The sequence below is a fragment of the Roseibium album genome (genome assembly GCF_001404515.1).
GTDB classification, from domain to species: Bacteria; Pseudomonadota; Alphaproteobacteria; order Rhizobiales; family Stappiaceae; genus Roseibium; species Roseibium album.
Window position 1 is genome coordinate 544284 of the sequence record NZ_CXWE01000004.1, and the last position, 22760, is coordinate 567043.

At 55.6% G+C, this 22760-nt stretch carries 20 protein-coding genes; 15 read left to right on the forward strand and 5 right to left on the reverse strand.

Translation table 11 applies throughout. The annotated features are described in order from the left end of the window. The first annotated feature begins 48 nt into the window (after positions 1-48). The 4 genes from LA5095_RS15870 (at position 49) to LA5095_RS15885 (ending at position 3302) form a co-directional block, all read left to right on the forward strand. Complete coding sequence (locus tag LA5095_RS15870; RefSeq protein ID WP_055116500.1) at positions 49-600, forward strand: TRAP transporter small permease; 552 nt, start codon at positions 49-51, stop codon at positions 598-600. Continuing rightward, the gene (locus LA5095_RS15875; protein WP_055116502.1) at positions 597-1853 is read left to right on the forward strand and encodes a TRAP transporter large permease; all 1257 of its coding nucleotides are present in this window, start codon (positions 597-599) and stop codon (positions 1851-1853) included. The genes LA5095_RS15870 and LA5095_RS15875 overlap by 4 nt, the downstream gene beginning before the upstream one ends. A 502-nt stretch (positions 1854-2355) precedes the next feature. Beyond that, positions 2356-2808 (forward strand): ester cyclase, encoded by a 453-nt coding sequence (locus LA5095_RS15880; protein ID WP_055116504.1) that lies wholly within the window; start codon positions 2356-2358, stop codon positions 2806-2808. A 101-nt stretch (positions 2809-2909) separates the two neighbouring features. Then, complete coding sequence (locus LA5095_RS15885; protein WP_158510387.1) at positions 2910-3302, forward strand: nuclear transport factor 2 family protein; 393 nt, start codon at positions 2910-2912, stop codon at positions 3300-3302. A gap of 85 nt (positions 3303-3387) precedes the next feature. Here LA5095_RS15885 and LA5095_RS15890 read toward each other — a convergent pair whose 3' ends face one another. Together LA5095_RS15890 and LA5095_RS15895 are read right to left on the reverse strand one after the other, a co-directional pair. After that, the gene (locus LA5095_RS15890; protein ID WP_208992714.1) at positions 3388-3729 is read right to left on the reverse strand and encodes a GNAT family N-acetyltransferase; all 342 of its coding nucleotides are present in this window, start codon (positions 3727-3729) and stop codon (positions 3388-3390) included. Between the two features lie 366 nt (positions 3730-4095). Then, positions 4096-5007, reverse strand: a complete 912-nt coding sequence (locus LA5095_RS15895; RefSeq protein WP_055116975.1) for a LysR family transcriptional regulator — start codon at positions 5005-5007, stop codon at positions 4096-4098. Between the two features lie 113 nt (positions 5008-5120). Between LA5095_RS15895 and LA5095_RS15900 the strand changes: the two genes are divergently transcribed. From LA5095_RS15900 to LA5095_RS15925, 6 genes are read left to right on the forward strand one after another with little or no spacing between them, the layout of a single operon-like run. Continuing rightward, positions 5121-5948, forward strand: a complete 828-nt coding sequence (locus LA5095_RS15900) for a putative hydro-lyase (protein ID WP_082442434.1) — start codon at positions 5121-5123, stop codon at positions 5946-5948. 33 nt (positions 5949-5981) lie between these two features. Further along, entirely contained in the window at positions 5982-7028 is a 1047-nt protein-coding gene (locus LA5095_RS15905) for a TRAP transporter substrate-binding protein (RefSeq protein ID WP_055116509.1), read from the forward strand. Positions 7029-7040: 12 nt separating this feature from the next. Continuing rightward, complete coding sequence (locus LA5095_RS15910; protein WP_055116511.1) at positions 7041-7574, forward strand: TRAP transporter small permease subunit; 534 nt, start codon at positions 7041-7043, stop codon at positions 7572-7574. After that, on the forward strand, positions 7571-8851 hold the full coding sequence (locus LA5095_RS15915) for a TRAP transporter large permease (protein WP_055116512.1): 1281 nt from the start codon (positions 7571-7573) through the stop codon (positions 8849-8851). The genes LA5095_RS15910 and LA5095_RS15915 overlap by 4 nt, the downstream gene beginning before the upstream one ends. Positions 8852-8862: 11 nt before the next feature. Further along, entirely contained in the window at positions 8863-9516 is a 654-nt protein-coding gene (locus LA5095_RS15920; RefSeq protein ID WP_108873823.1) for a DUF2848 domain-containing protein, read from the forward strand. Between the two features lie 39 nt (positions 9517-9555). Next, entirely contained in the window at positions 9556-10827 is a 1272-nt protein-coding gene (locus tag LA5095_RS15925) for an amidase family protein (protein ID WP_055116516.1), read from the forward strand. 65 nt (positions 10828-10892) lie between these two features. On the opposite strand, the gene LA5095_RS32415 is transcribed toward LA5095_RS15925, so the two are convergent. The 3 genes from LA5095_RS32415 to LA5095_RS15940 all read right to left on the reverse strand — a co-directional run bounded on the left by LA5095_RS32415 (position 10893) and on the right by LA5095_RS15940 (position 16414). After that, a complete protein-coding gene (locus tag LA5095_RS32415) occupies positions 10893-12932 on the reverse strand; it encodes a M10 family metallopeptidase (protein ID WP_055116518.1) in 2040 nt (679 codons plus the stop codon). A gap of 388 nt (positions 12933-13320) precedes the next feature. Beyond that, positions 13321-15066, reverse strand: coding sequence for a CAP domain-containing protein (locus LA5095_RS33420; RefSeq protein ID WP_158510388.1), 1746 nt, complete (start codon positions 15064-15066; stop codon positions 13321-13323). Positions 15067-15469: 403 nt separating this feature from the next. Continuing rightward, on the reverse strand, positions 15470-16414 hold the full coding sequence (locus LA5095_RS15940) for an AraC family transcriptional regulator (RefSeq protein ID WP_144436009.1): 945 nt from the start codon (positions 16412-16414) through the stop codon (positions 15470-15472). Between the two features lie 219 nt (positions 16415-16633). On the opposite strand from LA5095_RS15940, the gene LA5095_RS15945 reads away from it, so the two are divergent. From LA5095_RS15945 to LA5095_RS15960, 5 genes are all read left to right on the forward strand, one after another. Next, on the forward strand, positions 16634-18274 hold the full coding sequence (locus tag LA5095_RS15945; protein ID WP_055116524.1) for a sulfatase-like hydrolase/transferase: 1641 nt from the start codon (positions 16634-16636) through the stop codon (positions 18272-18274). A 166-nt stretch (positions 18275-18440) separates the two neighbouring features. Beyond that, positions 18441-19712 (forward strand): DUF3179 domain-containing (seleno)protein, encoded by a 1272-nt coding sequence (locus LA5095_RS15950; RefSeq protein WP_055116526.1) that lies wholly within the window; start codon positions 18441-18443, stop codon positions 19710-19712. Positions 19713-19830: 118 nt separating this feature from the next. After that, positions 19831-21495: a sulfatase-like hydrolase/transferase gene (locus tag LA5095_RS15955; RefSeq protein ID WP_055116528.1), complete on the forward strand. Its 1665-nt coding sequence runs from the start codon at positions 19831-19833 to the stop codon at positions 21493-21495. Positions 21496-21510: 15 nt separating this feature from the next. After that, the gene (locus LA5095_RS32420) at positions 21511-21843 is read left to right on the forward strand and encodes a hypothetical protein (RefSeq protein ID WP_144436010.1); all 333 of its coding nucleotides are present in this window, start codon (positions 21511-21513) and stop codon (positions 21841-21843) included. Positions 21844-21976: 133 nt separating this feature from the next. Then, on the forward strand, positions 21977-22735 hold the full coding sequence (locus LA5095_RS15960; RefSeq protein WP_055116529.1) for a hypothetical protein: 759 nt from the start codon (positions 21977-21979) through the stop codon (positions 22733-22735). The last annotated feature ends 25 nt before the right edge of the window (positions 22736-22760 follow it).

Sequence of the window (22760 nt, forward strand, 5' to 3'; positions counted from 1 at the left end):
CACGTTCAGGCGTGGGCGGTCAACCTGGGGGCCAAAGAGGATCACGCTATGAAGATGGTGCTGAAAACATCTGACTGGATCGCCGGAATCGAGGCGTTTCTATTGAAGATTCTGGTGGCGGCCGTACTGATGTTGATGATCCTGAATGTCGCCAGCCGTGCTGTGAACTGGTCACTCTACTGGGTGGATGAACTGGCCATCAACCTTATGGTTGTCTTTGCATTTGTCGGATCCAGCCTGATGTTTGCCCAAAGGCGAAACTTTTCGGTCACCCTTCTGTCGGACGCGGTTTCAGAATCTCTCCGCCGCCAGATGTCAATCGCTGTGCAGTGCGTCAACCTGGGTTTCGCGCTGTTCTTGGCCTATGCCACCTGGGTCTGGTTCGATCCCGTCACGATGGCCCGGAGTGGGTTCAACCTGCAGATATTTTTCGAGAGCACATACAACAGCGTGTATCAGGAAGTAACCAACACCATCGGCGTACGGCGCTTGTGGTTCTTTTTGGTGATGCCGCTATTTGCGTTCACACTAACGATCCATAGCACGGCTTGCCTGCTGCGAGACCTCCATGGCACCCCGGCAACGGGTACGCCGCGATGATTACGGCCCTGGTCTTTGTCGTGTTGCTGTTTGTCGGCGCGCCGATCGGCATCGTTCTTGCGGTCTCCGCGGCAATCTATGTGTTGGATACCGGCAACACCGCCCTGATCGGCTCCTATGCGCTTCAATTGCAATCGGGCATCGGCAAATACGGATTGTTGGCGATCCCGCTTTTCATGATGGTTGGCGAGATGATGAACGGCGGCGGCATCACGGCCAGGCTGATAGGCATGGCGCGGGCAGTCGTCGGCACGATGAAGGGCGGATTGGTCTATGTGAACATTCTTGCCAACATGATGATGGCCTCAATTCTGGGATCGGCCACGGCACAGATTTCGATCATGTCCAAAGTGATGGTTCCCGAAATGGAGCGGGCCGGATATCAAAAGACATTTGCAGTTGCCACAACGACTTCGGCCGGGCTGCTATCTCCAATCATACCTCCGTCCATGATGTTCGTGGTTTATGGTGTGCTGGCTCAGATCTCGATCGGGGACCTTTTCATCGCCGGAATTGTGCCGGGTCTGTTGATGGCCGCCGGCTTCATGATCGTGATCTTCCTGATCGGTCTGTTCAGTCCGTTTCCTGTGGCTCCACCGCTGACGCGGCAGGAACGGGTCGGGTTGCTGCGCGACGGTCTTCTGACGCTCATCATTCCTGTTTCGATCATCGGAAGCATCTTGCTCGGTATCGCCACCCCGACTGAATCGGCTGCCATAGCTGCACTCATGGCTTATCTGATCGGCAAATTCATAACACGCGAGCTTTCGGACCGGGATATCCCGAAAATGCTGCTGACTGCCGGTTCAAACGCAGCTCTCGTCCTGTTCATGGTTGCCACCGCAAACGTCTTCAGCTGGATATTGATTTACGGACAGATCCCTCAAAGCCTGGCGGAGTGGGTCGTAACGGTGGCCGAGCATCCGATACTGTTTCTGCTTCTGGTCAATTTGATCATGCTGGCTGTCGGCATGATCATTGATGGCATACCGGCCCTCATCATGGTTGTGCCGATCATTCTGCCGGTTGCGACATCCGTCTATGGCATCGACCCTTATCACCTGGGTGTTGTTCTGTGCCTGAACCTGACACTTGGACTGGTTACTCCGCCGGTTGGCGTCGCCCTCTACGTGGCTGCGACCGTGTCCGATGTGAAAGCCGGCGCGATCTTCAGATCCGCGCTGCCCTTTGTCGCGGTGGCCGGAATAGTCGTTATATTGCTTAGCGTTTTCCCTCAAATGGTGTTTCGCTGAGAGTAGCAGGGACCGCCTTGCGACGATTGAACCGATGCATGCCAATTGCGGGATGCGATAAAATTCGCTCAATCGATTTCCGCAACACTGTGATTGAAATTCCCCTCGCCTTCATTTGATTTTGGACAAGTATCACCGAAAACACGCTGTCCCCTCTCGAAACTCTGAAGCCACAGGTGCCCTTCTTCCCTCAAAACCAATACCGGATTGACATTCGGCATTCGTCGGTTCGGCCACGAGTAGCCAACAAGTCACTTCTCGGCTGCCAGGGGCAAGGCTTGAGACGGTCTGCGTCAAACGCGAAAACAAATGCGCTCACGTAAAGTTGCATTTGACCTTGTTCGCACCCGCCATTTCCAAAACGTGAGGCGTTTGCTTGATCTCTCGGCAAAAAAGCGAAGGCACAATCTTGCCCTTTTGGTAAAAATCACACGTTTCCCCTTCGTAATTTCAACCAGTCATGGCAAGGTGGGTGTATTTATACCAGAAGAGGTCTTTCATTATGACAAATCTTGAAATTCTTGAAACCTGGTTTCAGCGTGTTTGGAACGAGGAAGATGAAACAGCCATCGATGAAATGTTCGTCAGGGACGGTCGGGCTGTTGGACTGGGAGCACAGACCCGCGTTGGCGGAAGCGAATTTCGCGAACATGAAATGCTGGGACCGGACGAATTCAAGGTTTTTCAAAAGGCTCTGCTCGGCCTTGTGCAGGACGTGAAAATAAGCGTCACGCACCACATGACCTCCGGTGAATGGCTTTGCGCGCTCTGCGTCTTCGAGGGAAGGTCGCGTAAAACGGGCGAACCCATCAAGATGACCGGTACCGTTTATGGCCGTTTCTCGGACGACCAGATTATCGAAGCCTTTAACCATTTTGACTTTCTCAGCCTGTTTCAACAGCTTGGCTCACTGGACGGAGATACTTTCGATCGCTGCCTTTGCGGCAAGCAATAGGGGCGTCAAATCGCCGGGCCATGAAAGGTTCAGCAATAGCTCGGCTCAACACGTCAACGCTCTGGCTGAATTCCCATTTTCTGGATTTGGAGGGAAAACTCATGACAACCGAAGAGGTCGTTCGCAAAGCCATTCAGTCTTACAAAAGCGGGGATGCAGAAACAGTTTCCTCGCTGCTTCATGATGAAATTCGTTATTGCATCCACGCCAATGCGGAAACAGGTCCCTATTGCGCCGATTGTTGTGGCACCAATGCATTCTGGGAAACGATAGGCCGGATACAGGCTGACTGGAGCATTGATGACTATCGACTGACAGACATTATCGTTTCCGGCGAGCGCGCCGCGACCCAGATTGGCGTCACAATCACCAGCCGGCACACAGGTGCTACGCGAGAAACCGAGTTGGCCCTGTTCTGGACGGTGAAAGACGGCTGCGTCGTGGAGCTTCACGAGTATCATGACACCGCCGCGGCGGCCCGTGCAAAAGGGTAGATGCGCTGAGTGCCAGTTCGCAGGAATAGGCCTCGGCGACATCAGGCGCGTTTGATTTGAACGAAATCTGGCGATCTGCCGTTCGTCAGATCACCTTTTCGAAATAGACACGTTCGAAGCCGTCTTCGGTTACGCGGCCGGTCTCCTTGTATCCAAGGTGGGGATAGATCGACAGGTTTTCGGTCATTTTCTCATTCGTATAGAGTTTGATGGATCGAGCACCCAGTTTCCTGGCTGACGCCTCGCAAAACGCGATCAACGCCTTTCCTATTCCTTGCCCTGATGCACTCGCCTTGACAGCGACATTTTCCAGCAGGACGTGCTGATCAGTTGGATAAAACACGATAAACCCGAGAACCTCGTTGTCCGGATTGACCGCGACATGCACGTGCTCCGCTGCAATCAGGGCTTCAAAATCTGCAACCATTGGGGCAGGTGCTTTGCCAATTGCGTCAACATACTGCTCGTAAGCTCCCTCGGCGCATATACGTACGCTTTGGACATCACGCCCGACAGCGGGCCGAATTCTGAGTTTGTTATCCAAGGATACCTCGAACTGATAAATCCGCGTGCATAGCCCTTGCATGCCGCGATTTCCCACTAGGCCAAAATCTGACCTTCGCTCCAGGGACCTCTATCAACGGCCAGGAGAAGGAAGGTATCTTTAGGTTGCTTCTTGTGAATGTCCACGTCAAAAACGTTATGCGCAAAAACCGACATTGAACAAAGCCAGTGCAAGACCTGCCGGGAACGCTATCCGGCGGCCTCATTGCTCGCGACCAATGTCAGCCATTCACAAACTGCCGCCCTGCCCGGCTCGCCCCTGTGCACTTCGGTCCACGTCTCCAAACTCCAGCGCCACCTTCTGCGCCACCCGCGCGGCGCGGGAGATCAGTTCGTTTCTCGGTTCGCCAATATAGGTTGCGGTGAAGTTGAGAGGCGTGGCCTGCCAGCCTGGGTCGAAGGTCGTTATCCGTTTTTCCTCCACCAGGCGATGGCCCAGAACGTGGGGCAGGATGCCGACGCCAATCCCCGAGGCGACCATCTCGAACCCGGTCGAAAGCGAATTCGTAGGGAAGATCTGGGCGGTGCTGCCATACCTGTCGCGAAGTTGCTGTGTCAGTTCGCGGTGCGGGCGGGAATTCCGGTTGTAGGTGATGACCGGTGTCGTGCTGAGGTCCGGATCGGCAAGATCGATCGGCCGGTACCATGAGAGTTCAAATGGCGGCAGGTCCAGATTGTCAACACTGTAATCAGATATCGGGCCCATCAGGATGGTCAGGTCGAGCGACCGATCCAGCAGCAACTCCCTCAGATTGACGGATATGTCGACTGAAACCTCGATCTTGAGCCTGGGGAAACTGCGATGAAGAGCGCGCAGAAAATCGGGAAGCCAGGTTTGCGCCACCGTCTCCGCGACACCGAGGCGCAACAGGCTGCTCACACTGTCCTCTGCCATGACGTCCCCCTTGATCCGTTCCATGATCTCCATGATCTGCTCGGCGTGATTTCTGAGCAGAACGCCTTTTCGGGTGAGGACGACGCCTGTCGATACACGGCTGAACAGTTCAGTTCCCAGATAGGTTTCCAGACTTGAAATCCGTGTCGAAACAGCCGGTTGGGAGACATTCATCTGCTCGGCAGCCTTGCGCACACCTCCCATGCGCGCAACGGTCAGGAAGGTCTTGAGTTGCTCGAAGGTCATATTGGTCACTCCGGAAAAGCGATCCAAAAATTTGATCACTTTGGACAAAAAATCACGATTTGACTTGATAATAGATCCACCGCAGCATTTTGCCACCAACTTTCGAGGTGGAAATGACCAGCGGACTTGCCCAACTTCCAGATCTGTTTGACATGGAGACCACTGCCCAGCGCAGGATGATCCGAGACGGGCTGTATTCGGGTCATACGGCCGGACTTGCAAAGGGCAATCTTCAATGCAATCTGGCAATATTGCCCGGTGAACTTGCTGATGACTTTCATGCCTATTGCCGACTGAACCCGAAGGCCTGTCCACTGGCTGGCGTTTCGCGCGCAGGCGAAGCTTCCATCGATCGACTTGGCAATGACGTCGACATTCGGACTGACGCAGCGCTTTACAACATTTACCGCTATGGTGTTCTGGAAAAGCAGGTCAATGACCTCAAGGCGCACTGGCGCGACGATCTGGTCGCATTTGCGATCGGATGTTCCTTCACCTTCGAGGACGCCTTGCGCAAGGCGGGAATTGAAATGCGCCACATTGATCGCAACGTCACAGTCCCGATGTTTCGCTCGTCAATCGAGACCGTGGCAAGCGGACCGTTCGAAGGCGGGATGGTGGTTTCGATGCGCCCGATCCCGGAAACAAGGATCGCGGAGGTCTTTAAGATCTGCAGAAAGTATCCACTGGCCCATGGTGCGCCCGTTCACGTGGGCGATCCCGCAACGATCGGCATTTCCGATATCGATAAACCGGACTGGGGCGAAGCCGTCGATTTCAGTTCCGGTGAAGTCCCTGTCTTCTGGGCCTGCGGAGTAACGCCTCAAGCTGCGATCATGAGATCCAGACCACCCCTTTCCATTACCCATGCACCTGGCGCCATGCTCATTGCCGATGTCGGCGAGCACACGGACCCGATTTACCCCTATAACGATAACTAACTGAAAAAATACGAAAAACAGAGGATGAACGCTATGAACAGACTGGTATTGTTATCCGCGATCTCACTGATTGCGTTCTCGGCAGGAACGAGTGCAAAAGCCGAAGAACTTGCTGTTGTCGGCAGCTGGAGCGGGTTGCCATTGCACAAGCAATACGAAGCCCCCTTCTGGAATGAAAAACTCCCGGAATTGTCAGGAGGAGATCTGACGGCTGCATTGACCACCCATGACCAGATGGGTATCTCCGGCGGTGACGTCTTCCGTCTTCTGTCCCAGGGTGTCTTCGATGTCGGCATGACGGTTGCGGATTATGCCGTATCGGACAGCGTCGCTCTTGAAGGTCTCGATGTACCGCTGATCGCGACCGACGCACCGACGGCTCAAAAAGCGGTCGAAGCGGCACGACCGATGGTCGATGACATCTACCGTGATGTGTTCAATGCCAAGGTGCTCGGAATTGCGCCCTATCCGCCCCAGGTCGTTTTCTGCAATGCCGACATTGGCTCACTGGACGATCTGAAAGGCAAGAAGGTGCGCGCTTCGGGCCGTATGACGGCCAAGTTTCTGGAAGCGCTCGGCGCCGAAGGCGTCAATGTCGGCTTCGGCGAAGTGCCGGGTGCACTGCAGCGGGGCGTCGTGGATTGCGCCATCACCGGCGCCGGCTCGGGCTACAATGCCGGCTGGTGGGAAGTCTCCACACACTTGATGCCGCTGCCGCTTGGTGGTTGGGACCCGGTCGTTACCGCGATAAACCTTGATAAGTGGAACGTGTTGTCGGACGAGCAAAAGGCGACACTGGAAAGAGGCGTCAAGGAGGGCCTGGAGGCTCCGGCTTGGGAAACAGCCCAAAATGCTCTTGAAAATGACGTCGCCTGCCTGACCGGCAATGGTGAATGCCCCTATGGCGATGCACGTGGACTGATCCTGGTCGAGGCAAGTGAAGCTGATCAGGAAAAGGCCAGGAACGTGCTGATCACCGAGGTTCTTCCCGATTGGGCTGAACGCGCCGGAGGCGACTGGGCCAAACGCTGGAGCGACAGTGTCGGCAAGGTCACCGGTGTGAAACTGGAAACCAACTAAGGCAGGATTTCAATGACATCCCTGGCAACCCTCCTCAGGCGGATAAACGACCGAGTCGCAATCGTGGTCGGATTGGTGCTGCTCGCATGTGTGGCGTTCACGCTTATCGAGATTGCAGCCCGCCGGCTGGGTGGTTCGCTCGGGGGTGTCGATGAGATTTCCGGCTATGTCATGGCCGTCACGACCAGCTGGGGCATAAGCTACGCGCTGACGGAACAGGCACATGTGCGCATCGACCTGCTCCGCCAGCGTCTGGTCCCTTTTGGCCGGGCGATCTTTGACATCCTGTCAATGCTCTGCCTCTCCGGAACGGCCATCGTTGTCGCCTGGAGAGGCTGGGGTGTCCTGGAAAAAACACTCTCGACGGGTGCAAGTGCAAACACACCACTGGAGACCCCTTTGTGGATCCCGCAGTCGCTCTGGTGGGCCGGCTGGGTCTGGTTCGCGCTGTCGGCAAGCATATTGCTGATATCCGCTCTCACGAATTTCCTCGCTTCCGATTACAAGTCCGTTGATGCAATCGCCGGTGCGCGGGGGGAAGCATGATCGCGTTCACCTCCGTAGGCCTTCTCGGGCTTCTGGCACTGTCCATTCCGGTCGGCATCGTCCTGTTTCTCCTGGCCTTCGGGATAGACGAGTTCTTCAGCCCGTTCCCGCTGATGCGCGGCCTCGGGCAAGTCGTCTGGTCCTCGTCAAATTCGGCCACGCTCATTGCCATCCCCTTGTTTGTTCTTCTGGGAGAAATCCTGGTTCGCAGCGGTGTTGCGCGGCGCACCTACGCGGCGCTGGAAAAGTGGGTGGCGTGGATGCCCGGCGGGCTGATCCACGCGAATATCGCGACATCAACGATGTTCTCGGCAACCTCCGGCTCATCGGTTGCAACAGCCGCGACGGTTGCAACGGTCGCCATGCCGCAGGCGCAGACACTGGGCTACAATCCGAAACTCTTTTCCGGCGCAATCGCGGCCGGCGGAACGCTCGGGATCATGATCCCACCCTCGATCAACCTGATCGTCTATGGGTTCCTGACAGAGAGTTCCATCCCGCAGCTCTTTCTGGCCGGGCTGGTGCCGGGGCTGTTTCTGGCTGGTCTTTTCATGTTGATCACCGTCATCATGTGCATCTTCAGACCTGCCCTGGGCGGACCGCGCCAATCCAGCTCCACAAGGGAAAAACTGGAAGGGCTGACCGATCTGTTGCCTATTTTCGGACTGTTTGGCGCGATCGTGGGGTCCATCTATGCAGGCTGGGCAACCCCGACCGAGGCGGCGACAGTCGGAGTTGCCATTGCCCTTCTGATTGCCGCCCACCAGAAAGCGCTGAACTGGGACATGCTCCAGAACGCCTTGCGTGGCGCAGTCAAGACTTCATCCATGATCATGCTGGTCGTGATCGGCGCTTACGTGCTGAACTTTGCGCTTACGGCGGCCGGTGTCAGTCGCGCGCTACAGGATCTTCTCACCGGTCTCGGTCTGGGACCGCTCGAAACGCTTCTCGTGATCATTCTGATCTATATCGTGCTGGGTTTCTTCATCGAAACCCTTTCCCTGATGGTTGCGACCATTCCGATCGTCGTGCCGATCATCGTGCAACTCGGTTATGACAAGATCTGGTTTGGCATCCTGATGATCATCCTGGTCGAAATGGCGCTGATCACTCCCCCTGTGGGCCTCAATCTCTACGTTGTCCAGGCCGCACGGAAGACCGGCAGTTTCAGCGATGTCATGCTGGGCTGCATTCCTTATGCGCTCGCCATGCTGGCCATGGTTGGTCTGCTCATCCTTGTTCCGCAACTGGCCCTGTTCCTGCCCTCAACCCTTTAAGAGATCTGTCGATGAAATTTCAGACTGTCACCGGAGTGCTCGACTGCACTCCCGACCGGCTCATCGTGGCCGGATGGACCGGACGAGACCGGGCTGCCGTTGATCATCACATCGAGGAACTGGCGGCAATCGGAGTTCCTGCTCCGTCGACCGTTCCCCTTTATTACCAGTGCGCTCCTGCCCTGCTGACACAGGAACCTGAAATTCAGGTCCTTGGACATGAAACGTCAGGTGAAGCAGAACCCTTCCTGATGCGCATGGACGGCCGGCTCTGGATCGGTCTTGCCTCGGATCACACGGATCGTGCTCTCGAGACGCATTCGGTTGCCGCCTCCAAGCAGATTTGTGCCAAGCCGGTGGCTGACAGGCTCTGGTCCCTTGATGACATCGAGCCGCGTCTCGACAAACTTGTACTGAAATCGTGGATATTGGAAAATGGCGACTGGACTGCCTACCAGGAAGGAACTTTGTCATCCATCCTGCCTTTGCGTCAGTTGATCACCGGGGCCGAACTTGTTGACGGTAGTGCCATGCTGTGCGGAACCCTTCCGGCGCTCGGCGGTGTGCGCCCAGCATCCGACTTCCGGATGTCGCTCATCGATCCGGAACGTGACCAGGCAATTGACTGGCGCTACCGAAGCTCTACTCTCCGGATCATCTCGTGAACCTCCCCGGCCTGCATTTCAAATCAAGGACACCACCAGATGAGCGCATCCTTTGCCTGGGCACCCGAAACTGCCGGAAAAAGGCTTAAAACCGCACTTGAGCGTGCCGCCGGGGATGATGCGGCAAAATATGTTTTTCTGAAGCTTCTGCCGGACCGTGCAAGAAAGCAGGTCACCCAGGCAGGCAAAACGGATCACCCGCTGGCAGGAGCGCTCATCAGCGTGAAAGCGTTGTTCGATGTTGAAAACGAAACGACGACAAGCGCGACCAGGGTTCTGGTTGAAGATCCGCCGGCAACGTCGGACGCACCGGCCATCGCGCGTCTGGCTGCCGCGGGGGGTATCTTTGTCGGGCTCACCAACATGTCCGAATTCGCCTATTCGGGCATGGGGCTCAACCCGCATTACGGTACGCCCCGGAATCCGGCCTATCCCGGCTGCGCCCCTGGAGGATCGACAAGCGGCGGTGCCGTTTCCGTTGCCCTCGGCCTGTGCGACATCGCGATCGGCAGCGACACCGGCGGTTCGCTGCGGATACCTGCGGCATTTACGGGCATTACGGGCTTCAAGCCAACGCAGGGTTCGGTGTCCATGGAAGGTGGCAAACCACTGTCCGACAGCCTCGACAGTTTCGGGCCGATGGCAAGAACCGTGGCAGAATGCGAACTGGCATGGCAGGTAATGTCGGGGACACCCGCTTCGCCTGCTCCCACCGCACCTCGAAGACTTGTCGTCCCGCTCAATTTCGGCCTATCGGAAGCAGATACAGAGGTGATTACAGGCTTCAATGCGATTGTACGGAACCTTCGGAGCGCCGGGCTGGAGATCGTGGAAAAGGAACTTGCCTCGATTGCACAATACGAAAGTGTTCCACCCTGGCATATGACATCGGTGGAATCGCGCGCGCATTACGAACCCCACTTCCAGGCTTCACCTGATCAGTTTGACCGCCGCGTTCATGCCCGCATGGCACTCGCCGACAAGCTGTCTGCCATTGAGTACCGCAGGACCTTGAATCGGCGGGCCGAGTTCATCGCTTCATTCCGCAAAGAGCTTGGCAACGACGTGCTTCTCATGCCGACAACGCCCAAGCTGCCTCCCAGGATCGAGGATCTCGCGGATGATGAGGAATTCAATCGCCTCAACCTTCTGGCACTTCGAAATCCCTCTCTCGCCAATGTCGCCGATGCCTGTTCCATTGCCCTGCCCTACCAGCACGACGGCAAGACGTTAAGTGCGATGCTGGTCGCTGGCGGCGAGCGCGACGACGACCTGCTGGCTTGCGCGAAGGCAGTCGAGGCAGTCCTGTAAGCCCCACCAAAATCAGAAAAACGGCTCACGCATTTGGCAGCGCGTGAGCCTTGATCCTCTGCGCCTCAGACAAATGCAAAATCATCTGCCTGCAGCACCGTACCGTCCGAGAATTCGAAATTGTCGACATAGACACCAAGGTCGTTGATCTTCACCTGGCCAGCACCGCTCGCCCAGGACAGGAGCATGTTGCTGTCGCTGTCCGACGAAGCTTCAACGTCCGAGACCTGCAGGTCCTTGAAGAACAATGTGTCGATGCCATTGCTGATCAGTTCAACGATATTGATCCAGCCGCCATTCGACGAAACGACATAGCTGTCGTTGCCTGCGCCCCCCTCCAGGTTCTGCCAGCCACCGGAGGAAGAACCCGCATCCAGAGTGTCATTGCCTGCGGCGCCGATCAGCGTATCCGTACCATCGTTTCCTTTCAGGAAATCATTGCCGCCGCCGCCGTTCATCCAGTAGTCGACACTGGCATCGTTGCCGATCACCCGGTCACTTTTCTCCGCACCCTGGAACTCTTCAAACCCGTACCAGGACAGCCCCGAAGTGTTGAACTTCGATCCGGATTCGATGATCAGCTTGTCGATACCGGATCCGCCCACATCCTTTGGTGTGCCGCTCTCCCAGAACAGGTCGCCGCTGGCATAGTAGATCGTATCGTTCCCTCCCCCTCCCGATACACTGTCGTTGCCCCAACCGCCTCGGAGAAAGTCATTTCCGGCTCCGCCAATGAGTTCGTCGTCACCACCGCTGCCGATCAGCGTATCGTTGCCGCCGCCACCGTCGAGAACGTAGTCGACCGTGCCGTCATTGCCGACGACCCGGTCGTTTCGCCCCGCACCGATGAATTTTTCAAAACCGTACCAGGAAAGACCGCTGGTATTGAAAACGGACCCGCTTTCCATCACCAGTGTGTCCGTTCCGCTCCCACCGACATCCTTGGGGGCACCGTTCACCCAGAATGTGTCTCCATTGGTGTAGTAGATGGTGTCGTTGCCGGCGCCGCCCGACATGTTGTCATTGCCGTAGCCACCACGCAGGATGTCGTTGCCACCGCCACCGATCAGGTCATCATTCCCACTGTTACCCAATAGCGTGTTGTCGGCATCGTTGCCGATCAGTTCATCATTGCCACCACCGCCATATGCATTTTCAATGATCGTGCCACGAGCGACAATGAGATTGCCGGTTAGCCCGCCGACATTCGAAATGGCTTCCTGGTTGAGGTCTATGCGCTGATTGGCTCCAACGTGGGAAAAATCGAACAGATCCGTTCCACCATTGTCGTAGATTGTCATCGCAGCTGTTTGATTTGAATCGAAAAACGTCTCCAGGTAGCCGCCCGCATTTGAATTGTTACCATATATGGTCGCACCGGTTCGAATGCTGGCAGGTGTGCCGTACAGGTCCTGTATCGCGACGATATCCGCGACCATCGGAGTAATCACGTATGCGTAGCTGGCGTTGACATAAGTGTTTTCTGTCTGGCTGAAATAGGACATGACTGTCGCTTGCCAGGAGTCGTTAAGGTAGTGATTGTCGACGCCATATGTCGCCGACCCGTTGTAGTTTCCGCCATGCCTCAATCCAAGCGCATGACCGATCTCGTGAATATAGGTCTGGAAGGAATAGCTGTTTATACCGGTGCCGTACGAACTCAGCCATCCCTTCGACACATTGACATCGGCCGAAATCATGTCGCCGTTGCTCCACCAGGAATAATTGGCATAAGCACCGGAACTCTCATCATCGAACGTGATCTGCGCACCGCTTGAGACGAACGAGAAATTGATCCCGGTAACATTCTCCCACGCTTCCAGCGCATTCGTGGCCAGGAACTTTCCATCATTTGTCAGGCCGGTAATGTCGACGGTGATCGTATCGCCCGGACCGGCATTGAAGGCAATCGGCGAGCCGTTGGAGGTTTCCTGTGTCAGTTGATCTGCGATCTGGTCGTTGCTGAAGACCGGCAGAGGTGCAGATAAAACCGCTGACCCGTCGGCGCCGGTACTTGCTGCGGTTCCACTGCCATCAACGCAGCTGAACCCTGCGACATAGGGAATTTCTTCGGTACGGCCGGTGGCGAAACAGAGTTCACACATGTCGAATTTGCCTCATTTTTGTTTGTCAGACCCGATAAAAACAGTGCGACAAGAGCCCCGGCCACGAGGACATCCTGCCGCGCATGCGGACGACCGTCCTAGAGCTCCACCACAGCAAACAAGGGAAAAAGAAGTCCGAATCTCGATCTCCCAGAGTGTTTTATGATGGAAAGTCTAGGGAATACACGGCGCTCCCTCAAGTAAATTTCAAATACACTTGCAATGAAAAGAACAAATTTTGAACAAATAACACAAACAATTCGAAATTGTTTTGATTTTTAAAGTAAAAATCAGAATTTTGACATAATTTGACAACCACAAACAAGTTGCTCTGCTGAGCCAAGACGGAGAAGACCCGCTCCACGAAAGAGCGGGTCTTCCTGCCAGATCACAGCAAGGCAAAATCATCGGGTTGATAGACCGCTCCGAACTGGAACACAAATTGATCCAGATACTCGCCTGCATCATTGACCGTCACCTGGCCCGCACCGTCATCCCATGAAAGAACCATTCTGTTGTCCGCATCCAGCGAGACATCGACATCAGACCTCTTGAGATCCTTGAAAATCAGCTTGTCATTGCCGTTGCCAGCCAGTTCGACGATGTCGATCCGGCCTCCTTTCGAGGTGACGACATACGTGTCGTTACCGGACTGACCGAAGAGTTTCTGCAGCCCGCCTGCGGACGCACCGGGCTCGAGCCTGTCGTTGCCCGTGCCACCGAGCAGCGTATCGTTTCCGGCGCCCCCCTTCAGCAAGTCATTGCCGCCGCCGCCATTCAGGACATAGGCAACCTTCGCATCGTCACCGGTGACCCGGTCGTCCTTTTCCGCTCCCTGGAACCTTTCAAACCCGTATTTTGACAGGGCCGAGGTGTTGAACCTGGATCCTGCCTCCACAACGAGTGTATCAATTCCGGCCCCACCGACATTGCGCGGAACTCCACTGTCCCAGTAAACGTCTCCACTGCCGTAATGGATCGTGTCATTTCCAGCTCCACCGAAAACTACGTCACGCCCGGCACCGCCCTTGATCGTGTCATTGCCGGCTTTGCCGTAAAGGCGGTCATTGCCGCTGCCTCCGATCAGCGTATCGTCGCCTGCGTTGCCCTGGAGCGTGTCGTTTCCTGACCCGCCATTGAGCCAATAGTCGACATTGCCATCATTGCCGATCACCCTGTCATTCTTCTCCGCTCCCTGAAATCGCTCAAAGCCGTACAAGGAAAGACCGGATGTGTTGAACACCGAGCCCTTGTTGACGATCAGCGTGTCTGTTCCCGCACCGCCGATATCCTTCGGCACCCCGTTGGTCCAGAAATCATCCCCGTTGGTATAGTGGATCGTGTCGTCGCCATCGGTACCGACCGGCGGCGGAGGCGTTCCGCCGCCCTCAGATCCATCCTTGACGTCGAGTTTGACGTTCTTTCCGGAGATGGAAAAACTCTTCTCGATGGTTCCGTCGATACCCGCGCCGGTGAACTTTGCCGTATAGGAGCCGTTGGCGAGCGCAATGCTGTAACCACCACCTGGGTCGGTCGACTTTGTGGCGACGGTCGATCCGGACGAGTTGACGATGGTTACCTTCGCCGCCCCCAGCGCCTCACCCATATCGTAGAACTTGTCACCGTCCGCGTCGTCAAAGACAACACCGGTCACATAGTTTTTCGTCGTCCCGGCAAAATTCTGCGTGGCATAACTCGTCGAATGATCAGGAGAACTGGGATGCCCACCGATGGCATCACCGACACCCAGCATCGTATAACCTGCATTCAGTATATTGGCTCTGTGACCGGATGAATTCATCCAACCCGTATGCATGTCCTCGATGATCTTTTGGGGGACATATTCACCTGACGCCGGCCGGCTCTGGTTGAAAGGATTGTAGGCAATATTCTCGCCCATTGGATACTCGGTCCAGCCTTCCGCCTTCATCCTGTCCCACGGGCTTGAGCCTCCCGATCCTGTGTGATCAAGCCGTCGACCGTCCGCCATCCATTCGGAATGTTTTTGAGCCGCTGCGTTGAGCTGAGATGCTGAAGCGACCGGTTCCAGTCCGGCTGCCTGCCTCTCCTTGTTGACGAGTTCCAGGATCAGCTGCTCGCTTGAACTCAGCGTGTTCACCGGATTGTCCACCATTGCGTTTCCTTTCGTGCTTCGCATTGCGCACGGAAGGCTCGCGGCGAAATCCGGCGAAAGAATCGCCGCTTTGCGGATGGAATTTGCTAAAGATGTGTCAGAAAAAATGTATCGCACCGCGCGCATCCCGGGTTGTCGAACATTCGACCAATCGCAACAAGGTCAAGTGCCCCCGAACGCTGCGTTAAAGGCGTCACGCAAACAATTTCAACACCAGGGCTCATTCGAAAAACGAGATATGTTAAGTCAATCAAAAATATCCGGTTGCGAAAAATGAAAAAATACTTCCAACAAAATCCAAAACTACAATAAATCTAAATTCAAATCAAAATATATGCACCGACAAATTAAATATTGCTTCTCTCGGATATTTGGAACCAGCAACGGAAAACAATTCCAATCATCAGGAGTACCGTTTCACGGTATCAGACGGTCTTTCACCGAACATCTTGCGATAGTCGAGCGCAAATTGTCCGACATGGGAAAATCCCGCCTCGTCCATAATGTCGGCAATGGACCACGCTGCTTCCGAAGCTGTCTGCAGCTTCCTGCGCGCTTGCGCCAGGCGGGCGGATTTCAGGAATGCCGACGGTCCGGTGCCGAACTTGTCACGGAACGCGATTTCGAGTGCGCGCCGCGAGATGTTGGCCTTCTGACAGAGGGTCGAGATCCGGATGTCTGCGGCGTCTCCGGATGCTATCGAAGCGAGGATCTCTTCGATCACGAAGCGCGAGGAACTGGGCGCCACTTGACGTGGCTGAAGACCTGTCTGCATCACCCAGCAACTGACGAGCTCTTCCACAAGTGCATCCAGCGAGCATGGATCCACAAAACGCGGATGCCGGCCAAGCCGACCGAGAACCGCCCTGGCATTTCGCAGGACGTGGTCAGGCGCTCGAAAGACACTCGGAAATCTTGCAAGCTCAATTTCCCTGAAGCCGCAGCGTTCCAGGTATTCCTCGATGACAGGCACATCAACTGCGATCAGATACACCTCGAAGTCCTGAGCGGAAATCGATCTGAGTTCCGTTTCGGGCAGATAGACCAGAACATCGCTTGAGCTGGTGAATTGATCGCGCCACCAGAGTTCGTTCAGCTTCTCACCGGGAATCGTGAACGTCACCTTCCCTTGAGGCGGCGCGCCTCTTTGGTCGAAATTCATCCGGAACCGCGCGTATGTGCATTCAAAACGGGACATATTGCCCTGAACAATGCGTGCGATTTTTTCGTCAGGCGGGATTGAGCCAAGTGGCTGGAACCGGAGGTCCCAGTATTGAACGTCATGACATAACTGGTCGACGTCCAGAAACTCCGCAACGAGTGTTGTTTGAAATTCCGGACTCTCCAATGAAACCTTGCCTCCGTTTCGCAATTTCGATCATGGGAACAGCTGATCCGCCCTAGAGTCAATTCAGCAAAAACAAAAATAAACCGGCTCTTGGAAGGCATCTCAGCATTTCTTACAATGAAATGCTGATTTTCGAGCAAGCAATAGAATAGCTGTTGATCGATATTCGTCAAAATACTGCGTATATGAATTTATCAGCCAACTCAATGGAGCTGGGAAATGAAGGTATTGTCCGCATTTTTACTTACGCTCTGCATTGGAATTGCCAATTCGTTCGCGCAGGATGGCCCCATCATCCGTGACGGTGAGTTTACGTTTCTTCTGGCTCAGAAAGGCGATGAATGGAAAGAGCAGGATCAGAGGATCGATGCGAGACTGGAGGAGATCCGTGCGGCGAATGACGGCAGACCTCCCAATATCCTTTACATTCTGATCGACGACGTAAGCTTTGGGCAAATGGGAAACCGGACCCTCAACTACGTCACTGGTATCGAGACACCCAACATCAACGAGCTGGCAGGCGAAGGTCTGTCACTGATGCGGATGTACACGGAACCTTCGTGTACCCCCACACGCACGGCCATGCTGACCGGGCGCCATCCTGTTCGCGCCGGTGTGGAAGAGGTAAAGGTAGCGTTGGTCGGCGAAGGTCTTTCGGCGGAAGAAGTCACCATTGCCGAAATCCTCAAGGAAGTGGGCTACAACACCGCACATGTCGGCAAGTGGCATCAGGGCGACATCGAACAGGCTTATCCGCACAACCAGGGTTTCGATTGGGCAGCATTCCCGTTGCATCAGCAGGTTCAACTCAGCCTGATGACCCGGGAAGCTATGACCGCCAACAACATGCTCGGATTTCACGCCTCAGGCCAGAACAACCAGTTCGCCATCGACCAGCGTTTCAAGCCTTACGGACTGGTAACGGGTGTCGAGGCTGAAGCCGGCGCCAAGGCAAGGGAAGTCGGCATGGATCCCGGGGAAGAATGGACCCAGGCCAAATACGAGGAGATGAACGAACGCTACCAGCGTCAGATCCTCGAACAACTGGAGCGTCTAGCCGGCGAGGATGCTCCTTTCTTCCTGCAATACTGGCCGCTCTATCCACTGAACTTCGTCTATCCTGATCAGGCGATTTCCCGAAATGGCGGATTTCATGCCGACAAGCTCCAACTTCTGGACGGGTGGATCGGAGATCTTCTGGCAAGGGTCGACGACCTGGGACTGCGCGACAATACCATAGTCGTTCTGATGGCTGACAATGGACTGATGTATCACTACGAGGGCACATCCGGTCTCAACCAGCTCATTTACAGGGGCGGAAAGACCCAACATCTGGAAGGCGGCGTACGTACTGACGCCTTCATTCGCTGGCCCGGCGTCATCGAACCGGGCAATGCGGCTGGCGACATCATTCATGTGTCTGACCTCTTCACCACGTTTGCCCGTATAGCCGATGCCACGGACTATATACCGCGCGACCGGGTGATCGATGGCCTCGATCAGACAGCACTGCTCCTGGAAGGCGAAGGCAATTCGCGCCGGGATTATGTTTATGTTTACGAAGGCACTGTCCTTCGGTCAGTGGTCAAGCAGGAATTCAAGATGCATCTTCCTGCCCCGGGTCAACCCGGCGCCGCGGCACCGGTCTTCAACATCTACCGCGATCCGCGCGAAGAACATCCACAGGTCGGCTATTCACTTTGGTCCGGTGCCTCTTTCCAGGACATGGTCAAGCGGCATCAGTTGACGATCGCAAATCATCCACACCTGCCGCTCGGCAAAGGCGTTCCTTACGAAGGGATTGAGAACCTGCGTCCCGAGAGCGAGCTCACAAGGGAAGTTTTCGCAAGCTGGCAGTGACAGACAAGTTATTCGGATGGTCGACCGAGTTCACACAAACAGACATCCGAGCGCAGTTCTTGGTGTTCCGTTGCCGAGTGACATCTCAGGAACAGACCTTGTCGAGATATGCAACGCGACGGTGACAACGAAAACCCGTTAGCTCCCGGGAGATGAGGAATACGCCATGGCTGTTATCGGAAACCTCTTTTTCTATGGCGGCCTTGCTGTTTCACTTGTCATCGGCCTGCTCTATTTTCGCGATCTCGGCGACGTCACGCAGATGGTTCTGAAAGTGAAACGGGCGAACATGGCTCGGTTCATACGCAACGAAAACCGCCTGCTAGCCGCTGGTCTCGCAGGTGTCGCCATCATGACACTGGCTCACTTCAGTGTTGGCGGGGGCCCATTCTGGCTCTGGCTCGCAGCGTTTCTGCTGCTCGTTGTCCTCTATGGCTTTCCCTATGTCTGGGTCCATGTCGGTCTCCGAAACCAGAAGAACACCGCGCAGTACCTCCCCATCAAAGAAGCAATGGAATGGGTCAGTCCCTCAAGTCCTGTCCTCGTCATTGAAAACAACGGTGTTGCCCGGGCACATCCGGACGCGCAGATCATGCGTCCGCACCTGGCCGGCAATCGGGAAGGCCTGGATGGCGAGAATGTCATCATGACCTATTGCGCCATGGCCAATCTGGGGATCGGCTATACGCCGTCAATCGAGGGGCAGGAGCTGGACCTTGAAGTGCTGGCGCAACATGGCAACAATCTGATCCTGCGCGACAACAGGACTGGCGAACCGGTTCAGCAGATCTACGGCTTCCGGGACCGGGACAGCAAAGAGAGCGAAAATGGTCCGGCCTGCCCTCTTCAGCCCCAGCTTGCCATGCGTCCGTGGCCGACATTCCGGATGACAATGCGTGGTTTCGCCAAGGCTTATCCTGATGGCAAGGTTTTCATCAACAAACCCTCGAAGAACCCGATACTGTTTTTGTTCGACCTGGCTATCGAGACCATCTTTTCATCCGAAATTTCCCGCCAGCATCGCGTGAATGCACCCATCATCTCGAACATGAACCGCAACGGCGACGACCGCCTCCACAACAAGACCTATGTCTGGGGCATCGACATAGACGGCGATGTGGTGTGCTGGACGGACGACTTTGTGATCGAAAACGGCAATATCATCAACGCCAAGGTGGGCGGAAAGGATCTTGTTGTCGTATGGGACCCGAAGGTCGAGAGCCTGGGCATCTGGTACAACGATACCGCAGCGCCAGTTACCGACATTGATTTTTTCGGCAAAACACCGGCCGGAAAACTCACACGGGTCGAAAATGTCCGCCCCGGGATGTTCTGGCACGTGTGGGCCGAGTTCTTTCCCAACACCGAAATCAACCGTACCGGCACAGCTTCAACGAAAAGCGCTCCAGGCGAGACCGCAACGGAGGCAGCTCAGTGAACAATCTGTCCCAAAGCCGATCCGGGCGATGCAACGGTGCAATTTGCAACACCCCCAAATCAGCAAAAATCGATCAGTTTCAGAAACTTGCGTTTACAACACCTCGTGGGAGCCAGGCATGAGAAAACTGCTGACGGCAATGACATTCGCTCTGTTGGTCACCTCGGCACAGGCCCAAGACGCCCCGATCGCACATGATGCGGAGTTTTACATCCTGCAGGCCCAACACGCCGATCAATGGACCAAGGATGACGCGGCCGTAGACGCTGCATTGGCACAATTCCGAGCCGGCAACGATGGCAAACCACCCAACATCTTGAGCATACTTGTTGACGACATGGGCTTCGGTGACATGGGCATTCCGGAGCTGAACGCCGTTCGCGGCTACGAGACGCCCAACATAAACCAGTTGGCCGACGAAGGCATGCGCATGGTGCGCATGTACACCGAACCCTCGTGTACGCCGACGCGGGTTGCACAGATGACCGGCCGCCTGCCGGTACGCATGGGGATGGGCGACACCAGCGTGGACATCTCCGGGTTCGGTCTTCCAGGCAACGAAGTGACCTTGGCAGAAGTCCTGAGTGAGGGCGGTTACAGCACATCGCATGTCGGCAAATGGCACATGGGCGACATCCCGGAAAGCTGGGCCATGAACCAAGGTTTCGACTATGCACAGCACGCCGTTCACCAGCAGGGACAGCTGACGATTTTCCACGACGACGCCATCCGCGAACAGGTTTCCGTCGGAATTGCCGACTTCGATCCGGCCTACACTCTGGACGATCTCTTCAGGCCCGATGCCTCGGCGATGGCAACCGTTATCGAGGGCAAGCCGGGTGAGCCGGTTCGCGAAATTCGAATGGCAGCAGGCGAGCGCTGGACGGCCGCAAAATATGACGAGATGAATCAGGCATTCCAGGACAAGACACTGGATGAGCTGCGCCGACTGGCGGGTGAGAACGAGCCATTCTTCCTGCAATACTGGCCAATGATACCGCTCGACAATACGCGCACCGGACGGGACGGTCCAGACAGCCCGAACGGTGGTCTTTATGCTGACAAGATGCAACTCCTGGATACCTGGGTTGGCGACATCATGAACGAGTTGGATACCCTGGGCATTGCGGACAATACGATTGTCGTGCTCATGGGTGACAACGGTCACTTCACGAAATATGCCCCGCAATCCGGATTTACGCCGATGATTTACAAAGGTGGCAAGGGCGATACCAGCGAGGGTGGCGTCCGGGTCGACGCCTTCATCAAGTGGCCCGGAATGATCGCGCCAGACTCCATGGTGAACAACATCATCCATGTATCCGACCTCTATACGACCCTGTCTCGCTTTGCCGGAGCGGATCAGTTCATTCCAAGAGACAGGTTGGTGGACGGGGTCGACCAGTCCGCGTCACTCCTTTTTGACGACGAAAGCAAGGGACGGCGGGACCATGTCATCGTCTATTCGATCAGCACACCCAAAGCGATCGTGAAAGACAAGTTGCGGCTGAACCTGCCAGGCCCCGGCGAGAGCCCTATCCTCGCAGAATTCTTCGATCTCTATCGCGACACCCATGAGAAATATCCTGTCTCCACCGAGGTGGGTGCATGGGGTGGCCAGGAATTTGTCCGCATCCTCGGACGGCATATGGCGCGCAAGGAAAAATATCCGGATGGGCCTCCGGCCTACGGGGTTCCTTATGAAGGGATCGAAAACCTGCGGCAGGAAACGCAGGCTGCGGTCGAAGCCTTTGCAATCAAGCGTGGATCCGTGACGAAATAAAGCCTGGAGGATGTCATGATCGACAGGGAGCGGCGAACTCTCAAGGTCTCCAAAAGTCTTGCTGCCGCAGTCGCGGTGATAACTTTCACAGCAGGTCTGTTTCTGGAGATCAGGCGTGACACCGCCACACGGTCGTTATCCGCACCTGCGGTGACGACCGCGGCGGCACAAAAGCCAGGAACCGTACGTCGATCTGCACGCCGTACCGTGCGCCGAACAACGCGGAGAGTGAATGCCTTGCCGTCCGGATGCAGCAAAGTCGTGGTCGATGGTGTTGCATATCAGCAATGCGGCGGGAGTTATTACCTCGCGGACGGTAGCGGTTACGTTATTGTTGTGTTTGAATAAAAAAACCGATTCATCTGTAGGTGAACCGTGAAAATGCTGAGAAGGGCAAGAATTCATGCGTAAAAATTACAATATCTCGAAATTGCTCCGAGATCTTGGATTGATTTTATTCGCAGCCGGGTTGCCTTTGACCATGGTGCAAGCTGCTGACCTGCCACCATCACCTATCGTGGAAACCTATCCCGCCAACGATCGGATCAACCGGACCTGGGAGTTCCTGATTGCGCCTTATTTCGTGGCGGCAAACATTACCGGAACGACGCAGGTCGGACGTTTGCCAAGCACGGATATCGACGTCGGCACTGACGATATTCTTGAAAATCTGCGATTTGGTGCAATGGTTCGCGCCGAAGCGCTTTATCAGCAGAAATTCGGCGCGATGCTGGACGTTGCCTACATGGGGCTTGGTGCGTCGGCGGATTCGCGCGTTGGCGGCGGACGGATCAGCGTCGGGGTTGACCAGCTCATCGTCGAAGGCATGCTGTTCTATCGCGTCCACAACTCTCCTCAGACTTCGGTCGACCTCTATGCCGGGGGGCGCTATTGGGACATCAACCTCGACCTGAACGCCAACGGAACATTTGCCGGCAGTTTCGACATCTCAAGAGGCGACGACTGGATCGACCCGGTCATCGGCATACGCGCTATCCATCAGTTCAATGACAAATGGTCTGCGAATGCCAGGGGTGATATCGGCGGTTTTGGTGTTGCTTCCGACTTCTCCTGGAACGTTCAGGCAGGTGTCGGCTACCACTTCAACCAGACCTGGTCGGCCCACCTGCAGTACAAGGCGCTGAGCGTCGACTACGACAACGACAAATCCGGTGCGAACAGGTTCGCATACGATACCATCACGCATGGGCCGCTGCTCGGTGTCGCCGCCCGCTTTTAGTTGAAACAGGCATGTGTCACCGGAA

Bases quoted from the DNA above. Each gene is read 5' to 3' on its own strand.
- LA5095_RS15905 (WP_055116509.1), top strand. From the start codon at position 5,982: ATGAACAGACTGGTATTGTTATCCGCGATCTCACTGATTGCGTTCTCG.
- LA5095_RS15910 (WP_055116511.1), top strand. From the start codon at position 7,041: ATGACATCCCTGGCAACCCTCCTCAGGCGGATAAACGACCGAGTCGCA.
- LA5095_RS15950 (WP_055116526.1), top strand. From the start codon at position 18,441: ATGGCTGTTATCGGAAACCTCTTTTTCTATGGCGGCCTTGCTGTTTCA.
- LA5095_RS15880 (WP_055116504.1), top strand. From the start codon at position 2,356: ATGACAAATCTTGAAATTCTTGAAACCTGGTTTCAGCGTGTTTGGAAC.
- LA5095_RS15890 (WP_208992714.1), bottom strand. From the start codon at position 3,729: ATGGTTGCAGATTTTGAAGCCCTGATTGCAGCGGAGCACGTGCATGTC.
- LA5095_RS15945 (WP_055116524.1), top strand. From the start codon at position 16,634: ATGAAGGTATTGTCCGCATTTTTACTTACGCTCTGCATTGGAATTGCC.
- LA5095_RS15960 (WP_055116529.1), top strand. From the start codon at position 21,977: ATGGTGCAAGCTGCTGACCTGCCACCATCACCTATCGTGGAAACCTAT.
- LA5095_RS32415 (WP_055116518.1), bottom strand. From the start codon at position 12,932: ATGTGTGAACTCTGTTTCGCCACCGGCCGTACCGAAGAAATTCCCTAT.
- LA5095_RS15900 (WP_082442434.1), top strand. From the start codon at position 5,121: ATGACCAGCGGACTTGCCCAACTTCCAGATCTGTTTGACATGGAGACC.
- LA5095_RS15915 (WP_055116512.1), top strand. From the start codon at position 7,571: ATGATCGCGTTCACCTCCGTAGGCCTTCTCGGGCTTCTGGCACTGTCC.
- LA5095_RS15955 (WP_055116528.1), top strand. From the start codon at position 19,831: ATGAGAAAACTGCTGACGGCAATGACATTCGCTCTGTTGGTCACCTCG.
- LA5095_RS15885 (WP_158510387.1), top strand. From the start codon at position 2,910: ATGACAACCGAAGAGGTCGTTCGCAAAGCCATTCAGTCTTACAAAAGC.
- LA5095_RS15895 (WP_055116975.1), bottom strand. From the start codon at position 5,007: ATGACCTTCGAGCAACTCAAGACCTTCCTGACCGTTGCGCGCATGGGA.
- LA5095_RS33420 (WP_158510388.1), bottom strand. From the start codon at position 15,066: ATGGTGGACAATCCGGTGAACACGCTGAGTTCAAGCGAGCAGCTGATC.
- LA5095_RS15925 (WP_055116516.1), top strand. From the start codon at position 9,556: ATGAGCGCATCCTTTGCCTGGGCACCCGAAACTGCCGGAAAAAGGCTT.
- LA5095_RS15920 (WP_108873823.1), top strand. From the start codon at position 8,863: ATGAAATTTCAGACTGTCACCGGAGTGCTCGACTGCACTCCCGACCGG.
- LA5095_RS15870 (WP_055116500.1), top strand. From the start codon at position 49: ATGAAGATGGTGCTGAAAACATCTGACTGGATCGCCGGAATCGAGGCG.
- LA5095_RS15875 (WP_055116502.1), top strand. From the start codon at position 597: ATGATTACGGCCCTGGTCTTTGTCGTGTTGCTGTTTGTCGGCGCGCCG.
- LA5095_RS32420 (WP_144436010.1), top strand. From the start codon at position 21,511: ATGATCGACAGGGAGCGGCGAACTCTCAAGGTCTCCAAAAGTCTTGCT.